This is a genomic window from Streptomyces sp. NPDC048171 (assembly GCF_043202655.1).
In the GTDB taxonomy this organism is placed as follows: Bacteria; Actinomycetota; Actinomycetes; order Streptomycetales; family Streptomycetaceae; genus Streptomyces.
The window spans coordinates 437,383-453,033 of record NZ_JBIDAU010000005.1 but is presented as its reverse complement, the minus strand read 5'-3'; the positions used below and the strand labels follow the sequence as shown (position 1 = coordinate 453,033).

At 72.9% G+C, this 15,651-nt stretch carries 17 protein-coding genes; 5 read left to right on the top strand and 12 right to left on the bottom strand.

Features of this window, described 5'->3' with window-relative positions; translation table 11 throughout:
• Nucleotides 1–84: 84 nt before the first annotated feature.
• On the top strand, nucleotides 85–735 hold the full coding sequence (locus ACGF3J_RS16685) for a hypothetical protein (RefSeq protein ID WP_161328310.1): 651 nt from the start codon (nucleotides 85–87) through the stop codon (nucleotides 733–735).
• Here ACGF3J_RS16685 and ACGF3J_RS16680 read toward each other — a convergent pair.
• The 5 genes from ACGF3J_RS16680 to ACGF3J_RS16660 all read right to left on the bottom strand — a co-directional run bounded on the left by ACGF3J_RS16680 (nucleotide 728) and on the right by ACGF3J_RS16660 (nucleotide 4,143).
• On the bottom strand, nucleotides 728–880 hold the full coding sequence (locus tag ACGF3J_RS16680) for a hypothetical protein (protein ID WP_202557966.1): 153 nt from the start codon (nucleotides 878–880) through the stop codon (nucleotides 728–730). The genes ACGF3J_RS16685 and ACGF3J_RS16680 overlap by 8 nt on opposite strands.
• 93 nt (nucleotides 881–973) lie before the next feature.
• Nucleotides 974–1,846 (bottom strand): sigma-70 family RNA polymerase sigma factor, encoded by an 873-nt coding sequence (locus tag ACGF3J_RS16675; RefSeq protein WP_202557965.1) that lies wholly within the window; start codon nucleotides 1,844–1,846, stop codon nucleotides 974–976.
• Nucleotides 1,847–1,963: 117 nt separating this feature from the next.
• Nucleotides 1,964–2,164 (bottom strand): hypothetical protein, encoded by a 201-nt coding sequence (locus tag ACGF3J_RS16670; protein ID WP_161328308.1) that lies wholly within the window; start codon nucleotides 2,162–2,164, stop codon nucleotides 1,964–1,966.
• 107 nt (nucleotides 2,165–2,271) lie between these two features.
• On the bottom strand, nucleotides 2,272–2,793 hold the full coding sequence (locus tag ACGF3J_RS16665; protein WP_161328307.1) for a DUF3515 family protein: 522 nt from the start codon (nucleotides 2,791–2,793) through the stop codon (nucleotides 2,272–2,274).
• Nucleotides 2,794–2,859: 66 nt separating this feature from the next.
• Nucleotides 2,860–4,143 (bottom strand): adenylosuccinate synthase, encoded by a 1,284-nt coding sequence (locus ACGF3J_RS16660; protein WP_161328306.1) that lies wholly within the window; start codon nucleotides 4,141–4,143, stop codon nucleotides 2,860–2,862.
• A 185-nt stretch (nucleotides 4,144–4,328) separates the two neighbouring features.
• On the opposite strand from ACGF3J_RS16660, the gene ACGF3J_RS16655 reads away from it, so the two are divergent.
• A complete protein-coding gene (locus ACGF3J_RS16655) occupies nucleotides 4,329–5,246 on the top strand; it encodes a diacylglycerol kinase family protein (RefSeq protein ID WP_161328305.1) in 918 nt (305 codons plus the stop codon).
• Nucleotides 5,247–5,439: 193 nt separating this feature from the next.
• On the opposite strand, the gene ACGF3J_RS16650 is transcribed toward ACGF3J_RS16655, so the two are convergent.
• The gene (locus ACGF3J_RS16650; RefSeq protein WP_202557964.1) at nucleotides 5,440–5,946 is read right to left on the bottom strand and encodes a GbsR/MarR family transcriptional regulator; all 507 of its coding nucleotides are present in this window, start codon (nucleotides 5,944–5,946) and stop codon (nucleotides 5,440–5,442) included.
• A 73-nt stretch (nucleotides 5,947–6,019) separates the two neighbouring features.
• Between ACGF3J_RS16650 and ACGF3J_RS16645 the strand changes: the two genes are divergently transcribed.
• The 3 genes from ACGF3J_RS16645 to ACGF3J_RS16635 all read left to right on the top strand — a co-directional run bounded on the left by ACGF3J_RS16645 (nucleotide 6,020) and on the right by ACGF3J_RS16635 (nucleotide 8,857).
• The gene (locus tag ACGF3J_RS16645; RefSeq protein ID WP_161328304.1) at nucleotides 6,020–6,943 is read left to right on the top strand and encodes an ABC transporter ATP-binding protein; all 924 of its coding nucleotides are present in this window, start codon (nucleotides 6,020–6,022) and stop codon (nucleotides 6,941–6,943) included.
• The gene (locus ACGF3J_RS16640) at nucleotides 6,940–8,547 is read left to right on the top strand and encodes an ABC transporter permease (RefSeq protein WP_161328303.1); all 1,608 of its coding nucleotides are present in this window, start codon (nucleotides 6,940–6,942) and stop codon (nucleotides 8,545–8,547) included. Before ACGF3J_RS16645 ends, ACGF3J_RS16640 begins: the two co-directional genes overlap by 4 nt.
• A 100-nt stretch (nucleotides 8,548–8,647) precedes the next feature.
• Nucleotides 8,648–8,857, top strand: a complete 210-nt coding sequence (locus ACGF3J_RS16635; RefSeq protein WP_346346080.1) for a hypothetical protein — start codon at nucleotides 8,648–8,650, stop codon at nucleotides 8,855–8,857.
• Here the strand turns inward: ACGF3J_RS16635 and ACGF3J_RS16630 are convergent.
• The 6 genes from ACGF3J_RS16630 to ACGF3J_RS16605 form a co-directional block, all read right to left on the bottom strand.
• Nucleotides 8,840–10,072 carry a cytochrome P450 gene (locus ACGF3J_RS16630; RefSeq protein ID WP_393854224.1) on the bottom strand — a complete coding sequence of 411 codons (1,233 nt, stop codon included), beginning with the start codon at nucleotides 10,070–10,072 and terminating at the stop codon, nucleotides 8,840–8,842. The two genes, ACGF3J_RS16635 and ACGF3J_RS16630, sit on opposite strands and share 18 nt — an antisense overlap.
• Before the next feature lie 74 nt (nucleotides 10,073–10,146).
• Nucleotides 10,147–10,821: a response regulator transcription factor gene (locus tag ACGF3J_RS16625; RefSeq protein WP_122616757.1), complete on the bottom strand. Its 675-nt coding sequence runs from the start codon at nucleotides 10,819–10,821 to the stop codon at nucleotides 10,147–10,149.
• Nucleotides 10,818–12,161: a histidine kinase gene (locus ACGF3J_RS16620; protein ID WP_346346079.1), complete on the bottom strand. Its 1,344-nt coding sequence runs from the start codon at nucleotides 12,159–12,161 to the stop codon at nucleotides 10,818–10,820. The genes ACGF3J_RS16625 and ACGF3J_RS16620 overlap by 4 nt, the downstream gene beginning before the upstream one ends.
• Nucleotides 12,162–12,274: 113 nt before the next feature.
• The gene (locus ACGF3J_RS16615; RefSeq protein ID WP_161328299.1) at nucleotides 12,275–12,961 is read right to left on the bottom strand and encodes a response regulator transcription factor; all 687 of its coding nucleotides are present in this window, start codon (nucleotides 12,959–12,961) and stop codon (nucleotides 12,275–12,277) included.
• On the bottom strand, nucleotides 12,958–14,352 hold the full coding sequence (locus ACGF3J_RS16610) for a sensor histidine kinase (protein WP_161328298.1): 1,395 nt from the start codon (nucleotides 14,350–14,352) through the stop codon (nucleotides 12,958–12,960). The genes ACGF3J_RS16615 and ACGF3J_RS16610 overlap by 4 nt, the downstream gene beginning before the upstream one ends.
• Nucleotides 14,345–15,583, bottom strand: coding sequence for an acyltransferase (locus ACGF3J_RS16605; protein WP_161328314.1), 1,239 nt, complete (start codon nucleotides 15,581–15,583; stop codon nucleotides 14,345–14,347). The genes ACGF3J_RS16610 and ACGF3J_RS16605 overlap by 8 nt, the downstream gene beginning before the upstream one ends.
• Nucleotides 15,584–15,651: the final 68 nt, after the last annotated feature.

The following is a 15,651-nucleotide window of genomic DNA, read 5'->3' as shown; positions in this document are numbered from 1 at the left end:
GGGCGCCAGATGGGTATGGGACCTGCACGCGACACGCACCGACTACCCTTTCCTGACCCGCTGTGCTGTGTGAGGAGCCCTCTTTTGGCCTGTGACCTGTGGCTGGTACCGCTCGTCGACGTCTTGTGCCACACGCCGGACAACCCGTTCGCCGAAGAACTCGCGCAATACGACAAGGTGCTCGCCGAGGCCGGGCTGCCGCCGGTGCCGGTGTACCAGTACATGCCGGGACTCACCGGCGAGGTCGGGCCGGTGGCCGGTTTCGACTACGACGCGCTGCACTTCCTGCGGCGGGCGCACCTGCTCCAGGTGTGCGGGCTGCCGGTGACACCGGTGGACGAACTCGGCGGCGACTACGAGCAGTTGCTGGAGATGTTCGAGTCGACGGCCCAGCAGTCGCACCTGGTCTGGCACTACGACCACGCGGGCGCCTACGTCCCGGTCGACTTCCCGCACCCGCTCGCCGACGACGAACTCCTCGCGGGCGGCGGACCCCTGGGCTCCTCGCACGCCCTGCTGCGGGAGCTGGAGTCCGTCGCCCCGGCCCTCGGCATCGACCCAACCAACCCCCCGGCGCCGCCGCAGCCGCCGCTCGCGCCGACGGAGCTGGAGGAGCCGGCCGTGCCGGCGCCCTACGACTCCAGTCCCTTCGCCCGGGAGCGCCACGTGTGGCTGGGCCTGCACGCGGCGGCCACGCGGAGCCTGGCCCAGGGATCGATGATCGTCTTCAGCTGACGGGGCGGTCCGGCTCCGGTCGGCGGAGCTGGGAGAGGCCCTTGCGCAGCTCGTCGGCGTTCATGATCGGATCCACCTCGACCTCGGCGTCCAGCTCGGTGAAGAACGGCTCGCCGGTGGACGACTGCTCAGGGCTGTCCTGCATGCCGAAGACCATGAGGGCCGCCTTCTTCGGCCGCCTTCTTCGGCCGACGTGACGTGTACGAACTCAGCGTGCACGAACTCAGCGCGCACGACCTCAGCTCACGCCCGTGATGTCCAGTTCGTTCAGGCGTTCCGGTTCCGCGATCACGTCGATGCCGGTGATGCGGTCGTCGTCCGCGAAGGTGAAGCGGAGGACCACGCCCAGCCGGCCGTGTGCGGCGGTCGCGATGCCGGCCAGGCCGTCGACGAGGACCACGGCGGCGGAGTGCGCCCTGGCCATCGAGGCCATCGCTCCCCTGGCCACCGGCTCCATGCCGGACACGGTGACGGGCTCGGGCGTCGGGATGACCGCGGCGTCGGCGCGCAGGACGACGTCCGGGTGGAGCAGCGAGACCAGCGCGTCGAAGTCGCCGCCGCGGGTGGCCGCCAGGTAGGCGTCGACCGCGCGGCGCCGGCGGGGCGGGTCGGCGACCGGCGCGGGGACGCCCCGGACCCGGCGGCGGGCGCGGCTGGCCAGCTGGCGGGTGGCCGCGGGGGTCTTGGCGAGCATCTCGGCGATGTCGTCGAAGGGCACGTCGAACATGTCGTGCAGCACGAACGCGAGCCGTTCGGCGGGGCCCAGGGTGTCCAGGACGATCAGCAGCGCGATCCCGACGGAGTCGGCGAGCTGGGCCTCCTCCTCCGGATCGGCCGGCCGGGGACCGGACCGTGCGCCGGACCGGGGGCCAGGGGGCACGTCCTCCAGCGGCTCCTCGCGGCGGCCGGCGCGGGCGCGGAGCATGTTGAGGCAGACCCGGGCGACGACCGTGGTGAGCCAGCCGGAGGGGTTCGCCACGTCGGAGGTGTCCGTGCGGTCGGCGCGCAGCCAGGCGTCCTGCAGGGCGTCGTCGGCCTCGCCGAGGGAGCCGAGGATCCGGTACGCGACGGCCCGCAGCCGGGGCCGGTCCAGCTCGAACTGACGTGCCATGTCGTCGGATCGTCCGGGCACCGTACGGCTTCCTTCCGCGTCCCCGCGCCCTCGTGGGCGGGTCGCCCCAGTCAACCACTCCGGCGTGCGCGCTCCCCCGGCGGCCTCCCGGCCTTCTCACCGCACCAGGGTGATCCCCGGCGGCCACAGCACGCCCTCGGCCAGCAGCAGCGCGGGGCCCAGGTGTACGGGGCACACCCGCAGCGGCGTGCGCAGATGCCGGGCGACCTCGAAGCGGGCCGGGTCGCCGCAGTCGCCGGGCCCGGTCCCGCCGCCGTACGGGCCCTGGCAGGAAGCGGCGCTGTGGCGGTCGGTCATGCCCCCGATCCGACACCACCGCCGGGGCCGGCGCCCGGCGGAGGGGGCCGAACGAAGGGCGGCCGGGCCGGAGGGCTACAGGAAGCCGGTGTTGCAGGACGTCGGTGCTACAGGACGTCGGCGTCGTCCAGGCCGATGCACTTGCGCTGCTGCGGGATCCACCGCACGGCGGGGTCGAGCGCGGTGAGGATGCCGCCCACCTCCTCGCGCGGGCCGTCGTACGTGAACTCCACGGCCGGTGAACGGCCGTACGTCCGCAGCACGCTCACGCCGTCGCGCTTGAGCCGGTCCTCGTCCAGGACCCAGTCGACGCCGTCGACGGTGACGCAGAGGTTGATGTTCGGCGGCAGTTCCTCGGCGCCGCACCGGAAGACCGCCTTCTGGCCGCCCCAGGACGCGACCCCGTCACCCAGGGCCCAGTCACGGGAGGCGCCGGGTATGCCGTCCGGCAGGCGGGAGACGACCTTGTCGCACTTGGCGTCGTCCGCGTGCGGGGCGGCGGAGACGCGGTGGCCGTCGACGTAGAAGAGCCCGCCGGTCACGGCGACGACCGCGACGGTCAGCCAGATCCACGTCCGGGTGGTGGGCTTTCGGCGCAGGGCGACGGGGAGGGGGTTGCCGATCCGCATGTTCCACTCGCTCCGTCGCCCTACGTCCGCGGATTCCCGCGGCTTCCTACAACTGCCCTCAGTCTCCTACAGGAACGAGTTGATCTCGATCGTCTCGTCCCGGCCCGGGCCCACGCCGATCGCGGAGATCGGGGCGCCGGACATCTCCTCCAGCGCCTTCACGTACGCCTGGGCGTTCTTCGGCAGGTCGGAGAAGGACTTCGCCTTGGTGATGTCCTCGCTCCAGCCGGGCAGCGTCTCGTAGACCGGCTTCGCGTGGTGGAAGTCGGACTGCGAGTACGGCAGCTCCTCGACGCGCTTGCCGTCGATCTCGTACGCCACACAGACCGGGATCTGCTCCCAGCCGGTGAGGACGTCGAGCTTGGTGAGGAAGAAGTCGGTGAGGCCGTTGACGCGGGTGGCGTAGCGGGCGATCACCGCGTCGAACCAGCCGCAGCGGCGGTCGCGGCCGGTGGTGACGCCTCGCTCGCCGCCGATGCGGCGCAGGGCCTCGCCGTCCTCGTCGAACAGCTCGGTCGGGAAGGGACCGGCGCCGACGCGGGTCGTGTAGGCCTTGAGGATGCCGATGACCCGGCTGATCTTCGTCGGTCCCACACCGGCGCCGGTGCAGGCGCCGCCCGCGGTCGGGTTCGAGGACGTGACGAAGGGGTACGTGCCGTGGTCGATGTCGAGCAGCGTGCCCTGGCCGCCCTCGAAGAGGACCACCTTGTCGTCGTCCAGGGCCTGGTTGAGGACCAGGACGGTGTCGGCGACGTAGGGGGCGAGCTTGCCGGCGTAGCCCAGCAGCTCCTCGACCACCTGGTCGACGGCGATCGCGCGCCGGTTGTAGAGCTTGGTGAGCATCTGGTTCTTGACGTCCAGCGCCGCCTCGACCTTCTGGGTGAGGATCGACTCGTCGTAGAGGTCCTGGACGCGGATGCCGACGCGGTTGATCTTGTCGGCGTAGGTCGGGCCGATGCCGCGGCCGGTGGTGCCGATCTTGCGCTTGCCGAGGAAGCGTTCCGTCACCTTGTCGACGGTCACGTTGTACGGCGTGATGATGTGCGCGTTTCCGCTGATCAGGAGCTTGGACGTGTCGACGCCGCGCTCGTTCAGCCCGCTCAGCTCGGAGAACAGGACCGACGGGTCGACAACGACACCGTTACCGATGACCGGCGTACAGCCGGGAGACAGGATTCCGGAAGGGAGCAGGTGAAGGGCGTACTTCTGATCGCCCACGACTACCGTGTGGCCGGCGTTGTTGCCGCCCTGGTAGCGCACCACATAGTCGACGGAACCACCGAGCAGGTCCGTCGCCTTTCCCTTGCCTTCGTCACCCCACTGAGCACCGAGCAGCACAAGTGCGGGCACGCGCGTACACCCCTTCCGGGCGGGGCATGTCCAAGGTCGAGGGAGTACGCGGCGGTCTTGAGCCACGTACACCGCGACCGTCGTTGGCCGCCAACCGTCGGACCGGATGCCCCGGAATAGACGAAGCCCCTGGCGCAATAGCGCAAGGGGCTCTTGCACAAAGATGCTACCCGAGGAAGCGAGGCATGGCCGAGGTGGCGACTTCCGTGAGCTCATCCGCGAACTCCTCCGCGAGGCCCGACCAGCTTCTGGTGGTCGTCGATCCGGTCGCCCGGAGGGCCGACGGGGAGTCCGTCAGGATCGCGAAAGACGTGCTCAGCGCGGGTGCGGCGGGTACGAAGGTGTGTCTGCCGGACGGTCCGGAGGAGTTCGCGCGGGCGCTCGGACGGCGTGGTTCGCGGCGGCCCGTGGTGGTCGGTGACGACGGTGCGCTGCTGCGGGCGGTGGGCCTGCTGCACCGGCGGCGGGAGCTGGCGGGGTGCGCGCTGTCGGTGGTGCCGGTGGGTTCGGCGCTCGGCCTCGCCCGGTCGCTGGGGCTGCCCACCGGGGCGGTGGCGGCGGCCCGGGCCGTGCTGGACGGGGCGGAACGGCGACTGGATCTGCTCGTCGACGACAGCGACGGGGTGGTGCTGGGGGCGGTGGGGATTCCGCCGGTTGCCTCCGGCGGTCCTCGGGAACGCGTTGAGGACGCCGGCGCGGACGCGGCGCGCGGGGAATCCGGGGTGGGTCGTCCCTGGCTGCGGACCTGCCAGTCGCTCGTGCGGACCCTGGCATCCTCGCGGGCGGCGGTGGCACCGGGGGCGGGTGGGGCGCCGGCCCGGCTGCGGGTGGAGGTGGACGGGGCGACGCTGGTTGACTTCGATCAGCCGGTCGAGGCGGTGTCCTTGATACCCGGGGCCGGGGGGATGGCCGTGGTGGAGGTGCGTCCGGTGCCCGTGGGGGCGGAGTCGGTGACGGTGCCGCTTACGGGGAGTGGGCGGGCGGTGACGGTGTCGGGGGCGCACTTTCGCTATCGCGCGGATGCGGTGGTTTCGGGGCCGGTGCGGACGCGGACGTGGACGGTGCGGGAGGGGGCGTGGGGGTTGACGTTGCCGGTGGTGTGACGCCTCGGCTTCGCCTTCGGCGTTCGTCGTTCCCACCCGCACCACCCGTGCGGCATGCGTTGTCGGGTGCGGGTGGCCCCCGTGGGGCGTCCTCGCCGTCGGCGGGTGCCGGTGGTTCGGTGGGGCGTCCTCGCCGTCGGCGGCCGCGGGTGGTTCGGTGGGGCGTCGGCGGCGGGTGGTGGTTCGGGGCTGGTCAGGGGGTGCCGAAGGCCTTTTCCCGGTGGACGCGCCAGCGTTCCATCATCGCGGCGATCTCCTCGTCGACGAACTCGAAGAACGCCAGCGTCTCCGACATGCGGCGGCCCGCCGGGGTCTCCGCGCCCAGGCTCGCGACGCCCTCGCGCAGGGCGCTCTCCCAGCGCTTGATGATGGCCTCGCGGTTGGTGAGGGCCTCGTACCACTGGTTGCTGTGCACCCGGTACCGCTCCCGCCGGGAGCCGGGTTCACGCTCGCGGGAGACCATGTGCTGGTGCGAGAGGTAGCGCACGGCGCCGGAGACGGCGGCCGGGCTGACCTGGAGGCATTCGCCCAGTTCCGCCGAGGTCAGCGAGCCCGAGTCGGAGGCCAGGAGCGCGGCGAAGACCCGGGCCGGCATCCGCTGCATCCCCGCCTCGACGAGCTGGGCCGCGAAGCCCTCGACGAACTTCGACACCGCCTCGGGATCACGCCCCGCGCCCCCCGCCTCCGCTGCTTCGCTCATCGCTCGATCATCCCTCACATCCTGACGGTTTCTTAACTTCACAAATTTGTGAATACACTGTACTTTCCGAATCATGACGAAGGCAATCAGCGTCTCCGGGCTCCACAAGTCGTTCGGGCGGACGCACGCGCTGGACGGGCTCGACCTGGAGGTCGAGGCGGGCGAGGTGCACGGCTTCCTCGGGCCCAACGGCGCCGGCAAGTCCACCACCATCCGCGTCCTGCTAGGCCTGCTGCGCGGCGACTCCGGTGCCGCCCAGGTGCTGGGCCGCGACCCGTGGACCGACGCCGTGGAGGCGCACCGGCGGATCGCCTACGTGCCCGGTGACGTGACCCTGTGGCGCAATCTCTCCGGCGGAGAGGTCATCGACCTCTACGGGCGGCTGCGCGGCGGCCTGGACAAGGCGCGCCGGGCGGAACTGCTCGAGCGGTTCGAGCTGGACCCGACCAAGAAGGGGCGCACGTACTCCAAGGGCAACCGGCAGAAGGTCGCGCTCGTCGCCGCCTTCGCCTCCGACGTCGACCTGCTGATCCTCGACGAACCCACCTCCGGGCTCGACCCGTTGATGGAGGAGGTCTTCCAGCGGTGCGTGGCCGAGGAGCGCGAGCGCGGCCGGACGGTGCTGCTCTCCTCCCACATCCTCAGCGAGGTCGAAGAGCTGTGCGACCGCGTCAGCATCATCCGCAAGGGGCGGACCGTGGAGAGCGGCTCGCTCGCCCAACTGCGCCACCTGACCCGCACCAGTGTGAGCGCCGAACTCGCGGGTGCGCCGAACGGCTTGGCGGACCTGCCCGGCGTACACGACCTCGACGTCCAGGGCCACCGGGTCCGGCTCCAGGTCGACACCGACAGACTCGACGCCGTACTCCGGTCGCTGACCGAGTCGGGCGTGCGGTCGCTGACCTCGACGCCACCGACGCTGGAGGAGCTGTTCCTGCGGCACTACCAGGCCGAGGACACCGTCGGCGAGGAGGCCGAGGAGGTGGCGGCGCGATGACCGCCGGCGCCGCCCTCGGGGTACGGCCGGGCAGCTCGCGCCAACTGGCCGGCACCGGCACACTGCTGCGGTTCGCGCTGCGCCGGGACCGGGTGATGATCCCGGTCTGGGTCGCGGTGAACGCCCTCATGGTCCTGTCCATGCCGGGCACCATCGAGGGCCTGTACGGCACCGCAGCCGAACGCGCGGACCTGGTACGGCAGATGGAGACCAACTCCTCGCTGCGCGCCATGGTCGGCCCGCTCTTCGACGACGGTCTGGGCGCCCTCACCGCCTGGCGGGTCGGCGTGTACGCCGCCGCGCTCGCCGCCGTGACGAGCCTCCTCGTCGTCGTACGGCACACCCGCGACGAGGAGGAGAGCGGACGGCAGGAGGTCGTCGCCTCCGGCATGGTCGGCCGCCGCGCCTCGCTGACGGCGGCCCTGCTCACGGCGGCGGTCGCGAACGCCGCCCTCGCGCTGCTCGTGATCGCCGGACTGGCCGGGCAGGGGGCGGCCGGAGCGGTGGCCTTCGGGCTGGGCGTCGCGGGTGTCGGGATGCTCTTCGCGACCATGGCGGCGATCGTCGCCCAGCTGACCGAGAGCGCGCGGCTGGCCCGGGGGCTGACGGCCGGAGTGCTGGGCGGGTCCTTCGTACTGCGCGCCGCCGGTGACTCCGCGACGGCCGACGGTTCGTCGGTGCTGACGTGGCTGTCGCCGCTGGGGTGGCTGGAGAACCTGCGCCCCTTCGCCGGCGAGCGGTGGTGGGTGCTGGCGCTGATCGCCGGCGCGGCGGTGGTGCAGGGCGCGGTGGCCTACGGGCTCGCCGGGCGCCGGGACCTCGGCATGAGCTTCCTGCCGACCCGGCCGGGACCGGCCACCGGGCGCCTTTCGACGGCCGGTGCGCTGGCCTGGCGGCTGCAACGGGGCAGCGTCCTCGGCTGGAGCGTCGGCTTCCTCCTCGCCGGTCTCGTGTACGGCGGGATGACGGAGGGCGCGGCGGATCTGGTCGGGGACAACGAGCAGGCCCGCGGGATCATCGAGCGGATGGGCGGCCAGGCCCGGATCACCGACGCGTTCGTGTCGGCGATGGTCGGGATGCTCGGGCTGGTCGCCGCGCTCTACCTCGTGGCGTCGGTGCTGCGGCTCAGCGGCGAGGAGACGTCCGGGCGCGCGGAGCCGGTGCTCGCGGGCGCCGTGGGGCGGCTGCGGTGGGCGGCGGGGCACCTCGTCGTCGCCTTCGGCGGCGCGGCGCTCATCATGCTGCTCGCCGGCGCCGGTTTCGCGGCCGGCTACGGGCGGGACGCCGGGGCGATCCTCGGCGCGTGCCTCGTGCAGCTGCCCGCGGTGTGGGTGATCGGCGGGGCGGCGGTGCTGCTGCACGGGGTGCTGCCGCGGGGCGCGGTCGCCGCGTGGGGGATCGCGGGAGCGGTGCTGCTGCTCGGCTGGGTGGGACCGGCGCTGGACGTGCCGCAGGCGGTGCTGGGCGTCTCGCCGTTCGGTCATCTGCCGAAGCTGCCGGGCGGGGAGATGAGCTGGTCACCGGTGCTGGTGCTGCTGCTGATCGCGGCTGTGCTGGTGGCGGCGGGGCTGGCGGGGCTGCGGCGGCGGGACGTGAGTACCTGAGCCGGCGCGGCGAACCGGAGGGCGGGCCTACGGCGTCCTGGTGGTCATGAAGCGAGATGCGGTGACGTGTGGTGGATGTGTGGTCTCGGCGGTGGGGGTCGTGGGTGCCTTGTGGCTGTGGGCGGCATCCGATCGCACGCAGCGGCATCTGGGCCTCAAGTTCGAGAACAACGGCCAGGACTTCGGCGCCGCCCTCGTCGAACTGCCTCTCGTCGTGGTCGTCGGCGCGGTCCTGCCCGGGCTGGGGTGGGGGCTCGGCGCCTGGCTGCTCACGCGGCGCGGTCGCGGGCGCTCACAGGTGCACGGGTAGCCCCGTCAGGCCCCGCATCACGAAGTTCGGCCTCCGCTCCGGTTCCGCCGCGAGCCGCAGCGTCGGGGCCCGCTCCAGGAGGGACGTCATGGACGCCGCGAGTTCGATCCGGGCGAGCGGCGCGCCGATGCAGTAGTGGATGCCCGCGCTGAAGGAGATGTGCGGGTTGTCCCGGCGGGCGAGGTCGAGGCGTTCCGGGTCGGCGAACACCGCCGGGTCGTGGTTGGCGGAGCCGAACAGCAGCGCCACCTCCGCGCCGCGCGGGATCGTCGTCCCGTCGATCTCGATCTCGTCCAGCACCCAGCGCTCGAACATCTGCAGCGGGGTGTCGTAGCGCATCAGCTCCTCGACCGCGGTCGGGACGAGGGAGTGGTCGGCGCGCAGGGCCGCCAGCTGGTCCGGGTTGCGGAACAGGGCCAGCCAGCCGTTGGCCGTCGCGTTCACCGTGGCCTCGTGACCGGCGTTCAGGAGCAGCACGCAGGTCGAGATCATCTCCTGCTCGGTGAGGCGGTCGTCGTCCTCGTCGTGGGCCGCGATCAGACCGGAGACGAGGTCCTCGCCGGGTTCCTTGCGGCGGGCGGCGATCAGCCCGCGCAGGTAGTCCGAGAAGTCGAGCGAGGCGCGGACCGCCCTCGCCGCGGTCTCCTCGGACGGGTTCAGCTCGTACATCCCGCAGATGTCCGCTGACCAGGGCCGCAAGGGCGCCCGGTCGGCCTCCGGGATGCCCAGCATCTCGGCGATCACCGCGACCGGCAGCGGCTCGGCCAGGTCGGTGAGCAGATCGCCGCCGCCCGCCGCAACCACCCCGGCGACCAGGTCGTCCGCCAGCGCGCGCACGTACGGCTTCAGCCGCTCCACGGTGCGCGGCGTGAACGCCTTCGACACCAGGCGCCGGATCCGGGTGTGGTCCGGCGGCTCCAGGTCGAGCATCCCGTGGTCGTTGAGCGTGTGGAAGGGTTCCTGCTCCGGCGGGGGCGGGGTGCGGCCGAACTCCTCGTGCGAGAACCGGTGCTGGTAGGTCCGGCCCAGACGCCGGTCGCGCAGCAGCGCCGAGACGTCCGCGTGGTGCGGGACCAGCCACTGGTCGCTCGGCTCGTAGTAGTGCACCCGGCCCCGGTCCCGCAGCTCGGCGAAGGCGGGGTAGGGGTCGGCGACGAACGCGGGGTCCCACGGGTCGAAGCGTGCGGAGCGCGCGGAGCTGTCGATGGCGGCCATGGACGGACGCTAGCCGGTGGCATCGACGCTGACCAGAGGCCGCCGGCCCGTCGCCGCCCCTCGCGGCCACGCCCTCAGCCCGGCGTCACCAGCCGTGCCTCGTAGGCGAACACCGCCGCCTGGGTGCGGTCTCTGAGGCCCAGCTTCACCAGGATGCGGCTGACGTGCGTCTTGATCGTCGACTCGGCGACCACGAGGCGCTCGGCGATCTCCGAATTCGACAGGCCCTGCGCGATCAGCACCAGGACCTCCGTCTCCCGCTCGGTCAGGTCCCCGTAGGCCGCCTGCGCCGAGGGCATCAGGCGCGGGGCGTCGGAGAGCTTGGAGAACTCGGTGATCAGGCGCTTGGTGATCGAGGGCGCGAGCAGGGCCTCGCCGGCCGCGACCACCCGGACGCCGTCGGCGAGCTGGCGGGCGGAGGCGTCCTTGAGGAGGAAGCCGGAGGCGCCCGCGCGCAGCGCCTGGTACACGTACTCGTCGAGGTCGAAGGTGGTCAGCACCAGGACCTTCGACGTGCCGTCGGCGGCGACGATCTCCCGGGTCGCCTCGATGCCGTTCAGTTCCGGCATGCGGATGTCCATCAGGACGACGTCGGGGGCGAGTTCGCGGACGCGGTCGACCGCCTCACGGCCGTTGACCGCCTCGCCGACGACCTCGATGTCCGGCATCGCGTTCAGCAGGACCGAGAAGCCCTCGCGCACCATCATCTGATCGTCCGCGATCAGGACCCGGATCGTGCGGCCGGTCATGCGTCACCCTCGCTCACCGCGGTGACCGGCAGGAACACCGCCACCTCGTAGCCGCCGTCGTCGGTCGGGCCGGCCGTCATCTCGCCGTTCAGCATCGAGACGCGCTCGCGCATGCCGGTGACTCCGTGTCCTGCGCCGGGGGACGGCTTGACCAGGGTGTTCGCCGGGATGGCGGTGTTGACTATGCGCAGGCCCAGGCCGCCCAGGACGTAGGAGACCTCCACGCGGGCCGTCGCGCCGGGCGCGTGCCTCAGGGTGTTGCTCAGCGCCTCCTGCACGATCCGGTAGGCCGACAGCTCCACGCCGGGCGGCAGCTCGCGCACCGCGCCGGTCACCGCCTTCTCCACGCCGAGGCCGGCCTCGCGGACGTTGGCGAGCAGGGCGTCCAGGTCGGTCAGCGTGGGCTGCGGGGCGTCCGGGGCCTCGTAGTCCTCGGCGCGGACGACACCGAGGACGCGGCGCAGCTCGGTGAGGGCGGCCACCGCGTTCTCCCGGATGGTGGCGAAGGCGCGCTCCAGCTCCTCCGGCGGATTCTCCACCCGGTAGGGCGCGGCCTCCGCCTGGATGGCGACCACCGACATGTGGTGGGCGACCACGTCGTGCAGCTCGCGGGCGATGTTGGTGCGCTCCTCCAGCAGGGTGCGCCGGGACCGCTCGTGCGCGGTGACCGTCTGCTGGGCGGTCACCTGCTGCCGGGCGTCGCGGCGGATGTGCCAGAGCGAGATCGCGAGCAGGGCGAAGGCGGTGAGCACCAGCAGGGGCGCGGAGTTGCTGCCGTACTGGCCCGGGCCCCACAGGGACTCGTTGAAGAAGGCGTAGGCCGCGGTGATGACCCACATCCACACGGCGGTGCGCGGGCGGGTGCGTATCGCCACGATCACCAGCACGGCGGTGTGGCACATGAACGACCCCGGCAGCCACGGCCAGTCCCCCCAGCTGCTGCCGAGCAGCGCCACCAGGGGCGTGGCCACCATGGACATCCAGAAGGCTCCGACCGGCCGGACCAGGGTGGCCAGCACCGGGAGCGCGCACACCAGCCCGCTCAGCAGGGTCCACTGGCTGCTGTAACCGCCCACCAGGCCGCCGTAGAAGCACAGCAGCGCCGCGCCGGCCACCGCCAGGTACGGGACGCGGGCCGCGTACGGCCGCATCCGTGCGGGCAGGCGGCGGGCCCACGGGGCGTCCGGGGCCGTGCGGGACAGCGGGCGGTAGGCGAAGGCGTCGTGGAACAGGTCCTCGCGCAGGCCGCTCAGGGCGTCCTTGGCCAGCCGGTACTCGGGGCTGCGGGTCGCGCTCGCGTCGCCTGGGGGCGTGCTGCCCGTCTGGGTCGTCTCGGTCACGTTGCCACGGTAGGCGGCGGCGGGAGGGGCCGTCGTCACCAGTGAGAGGGGTCCTTGGGCATCCGCCTCAGGTACTACGGGGGCCGGGGACGGTCCGCGCGCGTCCATCGGAGTCAGTAACCCGAGGGCCGCACGAGGCCCGACTCGTACGCGAACACGGCCGCCTGGGTGCGGTCCCGGAGGCCCAGTTTCACCAGGATGCGGCCCACATGGGTCTTCACCGTCTGCTCGGCGACGACCAGTCGCTGGGCGATCTCGGCGTTCGACAGGCCCTGTGCGATCAGGGCGAGCACCTCCGTCTCCCGTTCGGTCAGCTCACCCACGCGCGCCTTCAGCGGGGCGCGCGGCCGGTCGTCCAGCCGGGAGAACTCCGCGATCAGGCGTCGGGTGATGCCCGGCGCGAGCAGGGCGTCCCCGGACGCCACCACCCGGACCGCCTCGGCGAGCTGGTCGGCGGACGCGTCCTTCAGCAGGAACCCGGAGGCCCCGGCCCGCAGCGCCTCGTACACGTACTCGTCGAGGTCGAAGGTGGTCAGCACCAGCACCCTGATCTCCGGGGTCGCCCCGGTGATCAGGCGGGTGGCCTCGATGCCGCCCAGCTCGGGCATGCGGATGTCCATCAGGACGACGTCCGGGGCCTGCTCGGCGACCTTGGCGACGGCGTCCCGACCGTCCACCGCCTGCCCGATCACCTCGATGTCCGGCTGGGTGTTGAGCAGCACGGTGAATCCCTGCCGGACCATCTGCTGGTCGTCGGCGATCAGGACACGGATCACGCGCCCGTCGCTGCTGGTCGTCATCGGGTGTCGTCCTCGGGGATGTGGTGGGCGGAGGGGTCGTCCGTGCCGGCCAGGTCGGGGGCGACCGCGGGTTCGGCGGCGTCGGCCGGCAGGAACGCCGCCACCTGGTAGCCGCCGCCCGGCAGTGCGTGCGCGGTCAGGCTGCCGTCGAGCATCGCCACCCGCTCCCGCATGCCGAGCAGCCCGTGCCCCGCCCCCTGCGACGGCGCCGGCGCCCGCTTCGGGCGGGTGTTGGAGACCTCCACGCGCAGCCCGATCGGGAGGTGCGTGAGGTGGACCCGGGCGGTCGCGCCGGGCGCGTGCCGCAGGACGTTGCTGAGCGCCTCCTGGACGATCCTGTACGCCGACAGCTCCACGCCGGGCGGCAGGGGCCGGCGCGTGCCGCTCGCCTGGGTGGTGACGGTCAGTCCGGCGGCCCTGGTGTTCTCCACCAGCGCGTCGAGCCGGTCGAGGGTGGGCTGCGGGGCGTGCGGCAGGGGATCGCCGCCCTCGGACGCCTCCAGTACGTCGGGGTGCTCGGAGCGCAGCACGCCCAGCACCCGGCGCAGTTCGGTGAGCGCCTCCAGCGCGTTCTGCCGGATGCCCGCGAGGTTCTCCCTCAGCTCGTCCGGCGGGTTCTCGACGAGGAGGGGGGCGACCTGGGCCTGGATGGATATCACCGACATGTGGTGGGCGACCACGTCGTGCAGCTCGCGCGCGATGCGGCTGCGCTCCTCCAGCAGGGTGCGCCGGGCCCGCTCCTCGGCGGTGAGCGAGGTCTGCTGCGCGAGTTCTGAGCGTGCCTCGCGGCGGCCGCGCAGGGCGGTGCCGAGAACGACGCCGACCGTGAACAGGATGACGGCGAGCATCCCGGTCGGCTCGAAGTTCGACGCACCCACCACGCCCTGCACCAGGTAGGTGGTGAGCGCGGTCAGGGCCAGGGCCTCCAGGGACACCCGCGTACGCACCCGCAGGGCGAGCAGGAGCAGGACGAAGAGGTGGGCGATGAGCCCGGCGGCCGTCCAGGGCCAGGTGAACTTGTCCCCGCCCGCCACCATCTCGGCCCGCACGGCGAAGGCCCCCACCAGCATGCCCGCCATCGACAGCCACCACGCCGCGACCGGCCGCCACAGCGCCAGGACCATGGCACCGGCCTGCGCGAGAGCGATGACGAAGGCGAATCCGGGGTCGACCCCGCCGTTCTCACCGAGTTGGGCCGCGGCACCGAGCAGCACGCCGAGGGCGGCCAGGCAGACGATGCCGTGCGGGAACCAGCGCAGCCACACCGACGGCGGCAGCGGATCCGGCCGCCAGGTCCAGAGGTCGTCGTGGAGCACCCCCAGCGCGCGTTCGACGCGGCCCCGGGCCGTCTGCCGTTTCCCCCGTCGTGTCACGGGCCCCACCCTAGACATGACGTGCACCCGCCGTCCTCGTCCGGCCGTCCGGGCGGTGGGCTCGGACGATCTTGGAACGGCGCCGGGCGCGACCGCGCTCGCAGGAGCGAAAGGCGGCCCAGCAGCCCGCCAGGGCCAGCGCGAACACCGGGAGCCAGGCGATCCGGGCCGCGACCCAGTCCAGGCCGTCGGGGCGCGTGTGCAGGCCGGGCAGGCGGCCCAGTAGGAGGCTGCCGGCCGTGGTCGCCATCAGCGCCGTCTGGTGCCAGAGGAAGATCGTCATGGCGGAGAGGTTGACCAGGGCGACGGCCGCCCACGCCACCGGCCGCCGCATCGCGCGTCGCAGCCGGTCGCGCAGCAGCAGGGCGAGGCCGCACTGCGCCAGACCGAAGGTGACGGCGGCCAGGGTCGGCGGATTGAGGTTCGACACCGCGGCGCCCGGGACGCCCACCATCGAGGCCGGATAGCCCGCCCAGGCGACCAGCGCCGCGGTCGCCGCCGTACCCCCGGTGAGCAGGATCCAGCCGCTGCGGCGGCGGTCCAGTTCGCCGCGGGTCCAGGCGGCGCCGAGGGTGAAGGGGACCAGCCAGCCGACCGCGAGGTTGAGCCAGCCCAGCCAGGACGGGGCGCCGAAACCGAAGCGCATCAGGTCGACGTGGAGGACGACGACCAGCGGCCACAGCGGGCTCAGCCGCGTCAGCAGCGGCGTCGCCGCCGTCAGCGCCGCGAAGACCAGCAGGAACCACATCGGGGACAGGGCGAGCTTCACCAGCGTGTGGACGGTGCCGAACTCCGCGCCGGACAGGAGCAGCAGCGCGGCCGTCACCGTCCACAGGCCGAGGACGGCCAGGACCGGTCGGAACAGCCGGGAGAGGCGGGCGGACAGCCAGCGGCCGTAGGAGTCGCCCCGGGCGCGGGCGGACGCGTAGCCACGGGTGGCGACATGACCGCCGACCAGGAAGAACACGGCAAGGGTCTGGAAGGCCCAGGAGACCGGGGCCAGCCAGGGCATGTCCCCCAACGGGCTGGCCGCACGCAGGCTGGTGCCGTCGGCGACCAGGGCCGTCACCAGCCAGTGTCCGAGGACCACCCCGAGGATGGCGAAGGCACGCAGGCCGTCGACGGCCCGGTCCCTCGACGCGGGCGTGGCGGCGTCGATCCGGCCGGCGGAGCGGAACAGGCGCCGCCGGGCGGTACCCGGCCACCGGGTGGGAGCGTCCCGCGTGGGGCTCGGCCGGGTCTCCGGCATCTCCAGCGCCGCTCGGGACGCTCGGGCCACTCGGGCCACTCGGGACGAGCGGACCGCTCCGGACGCTC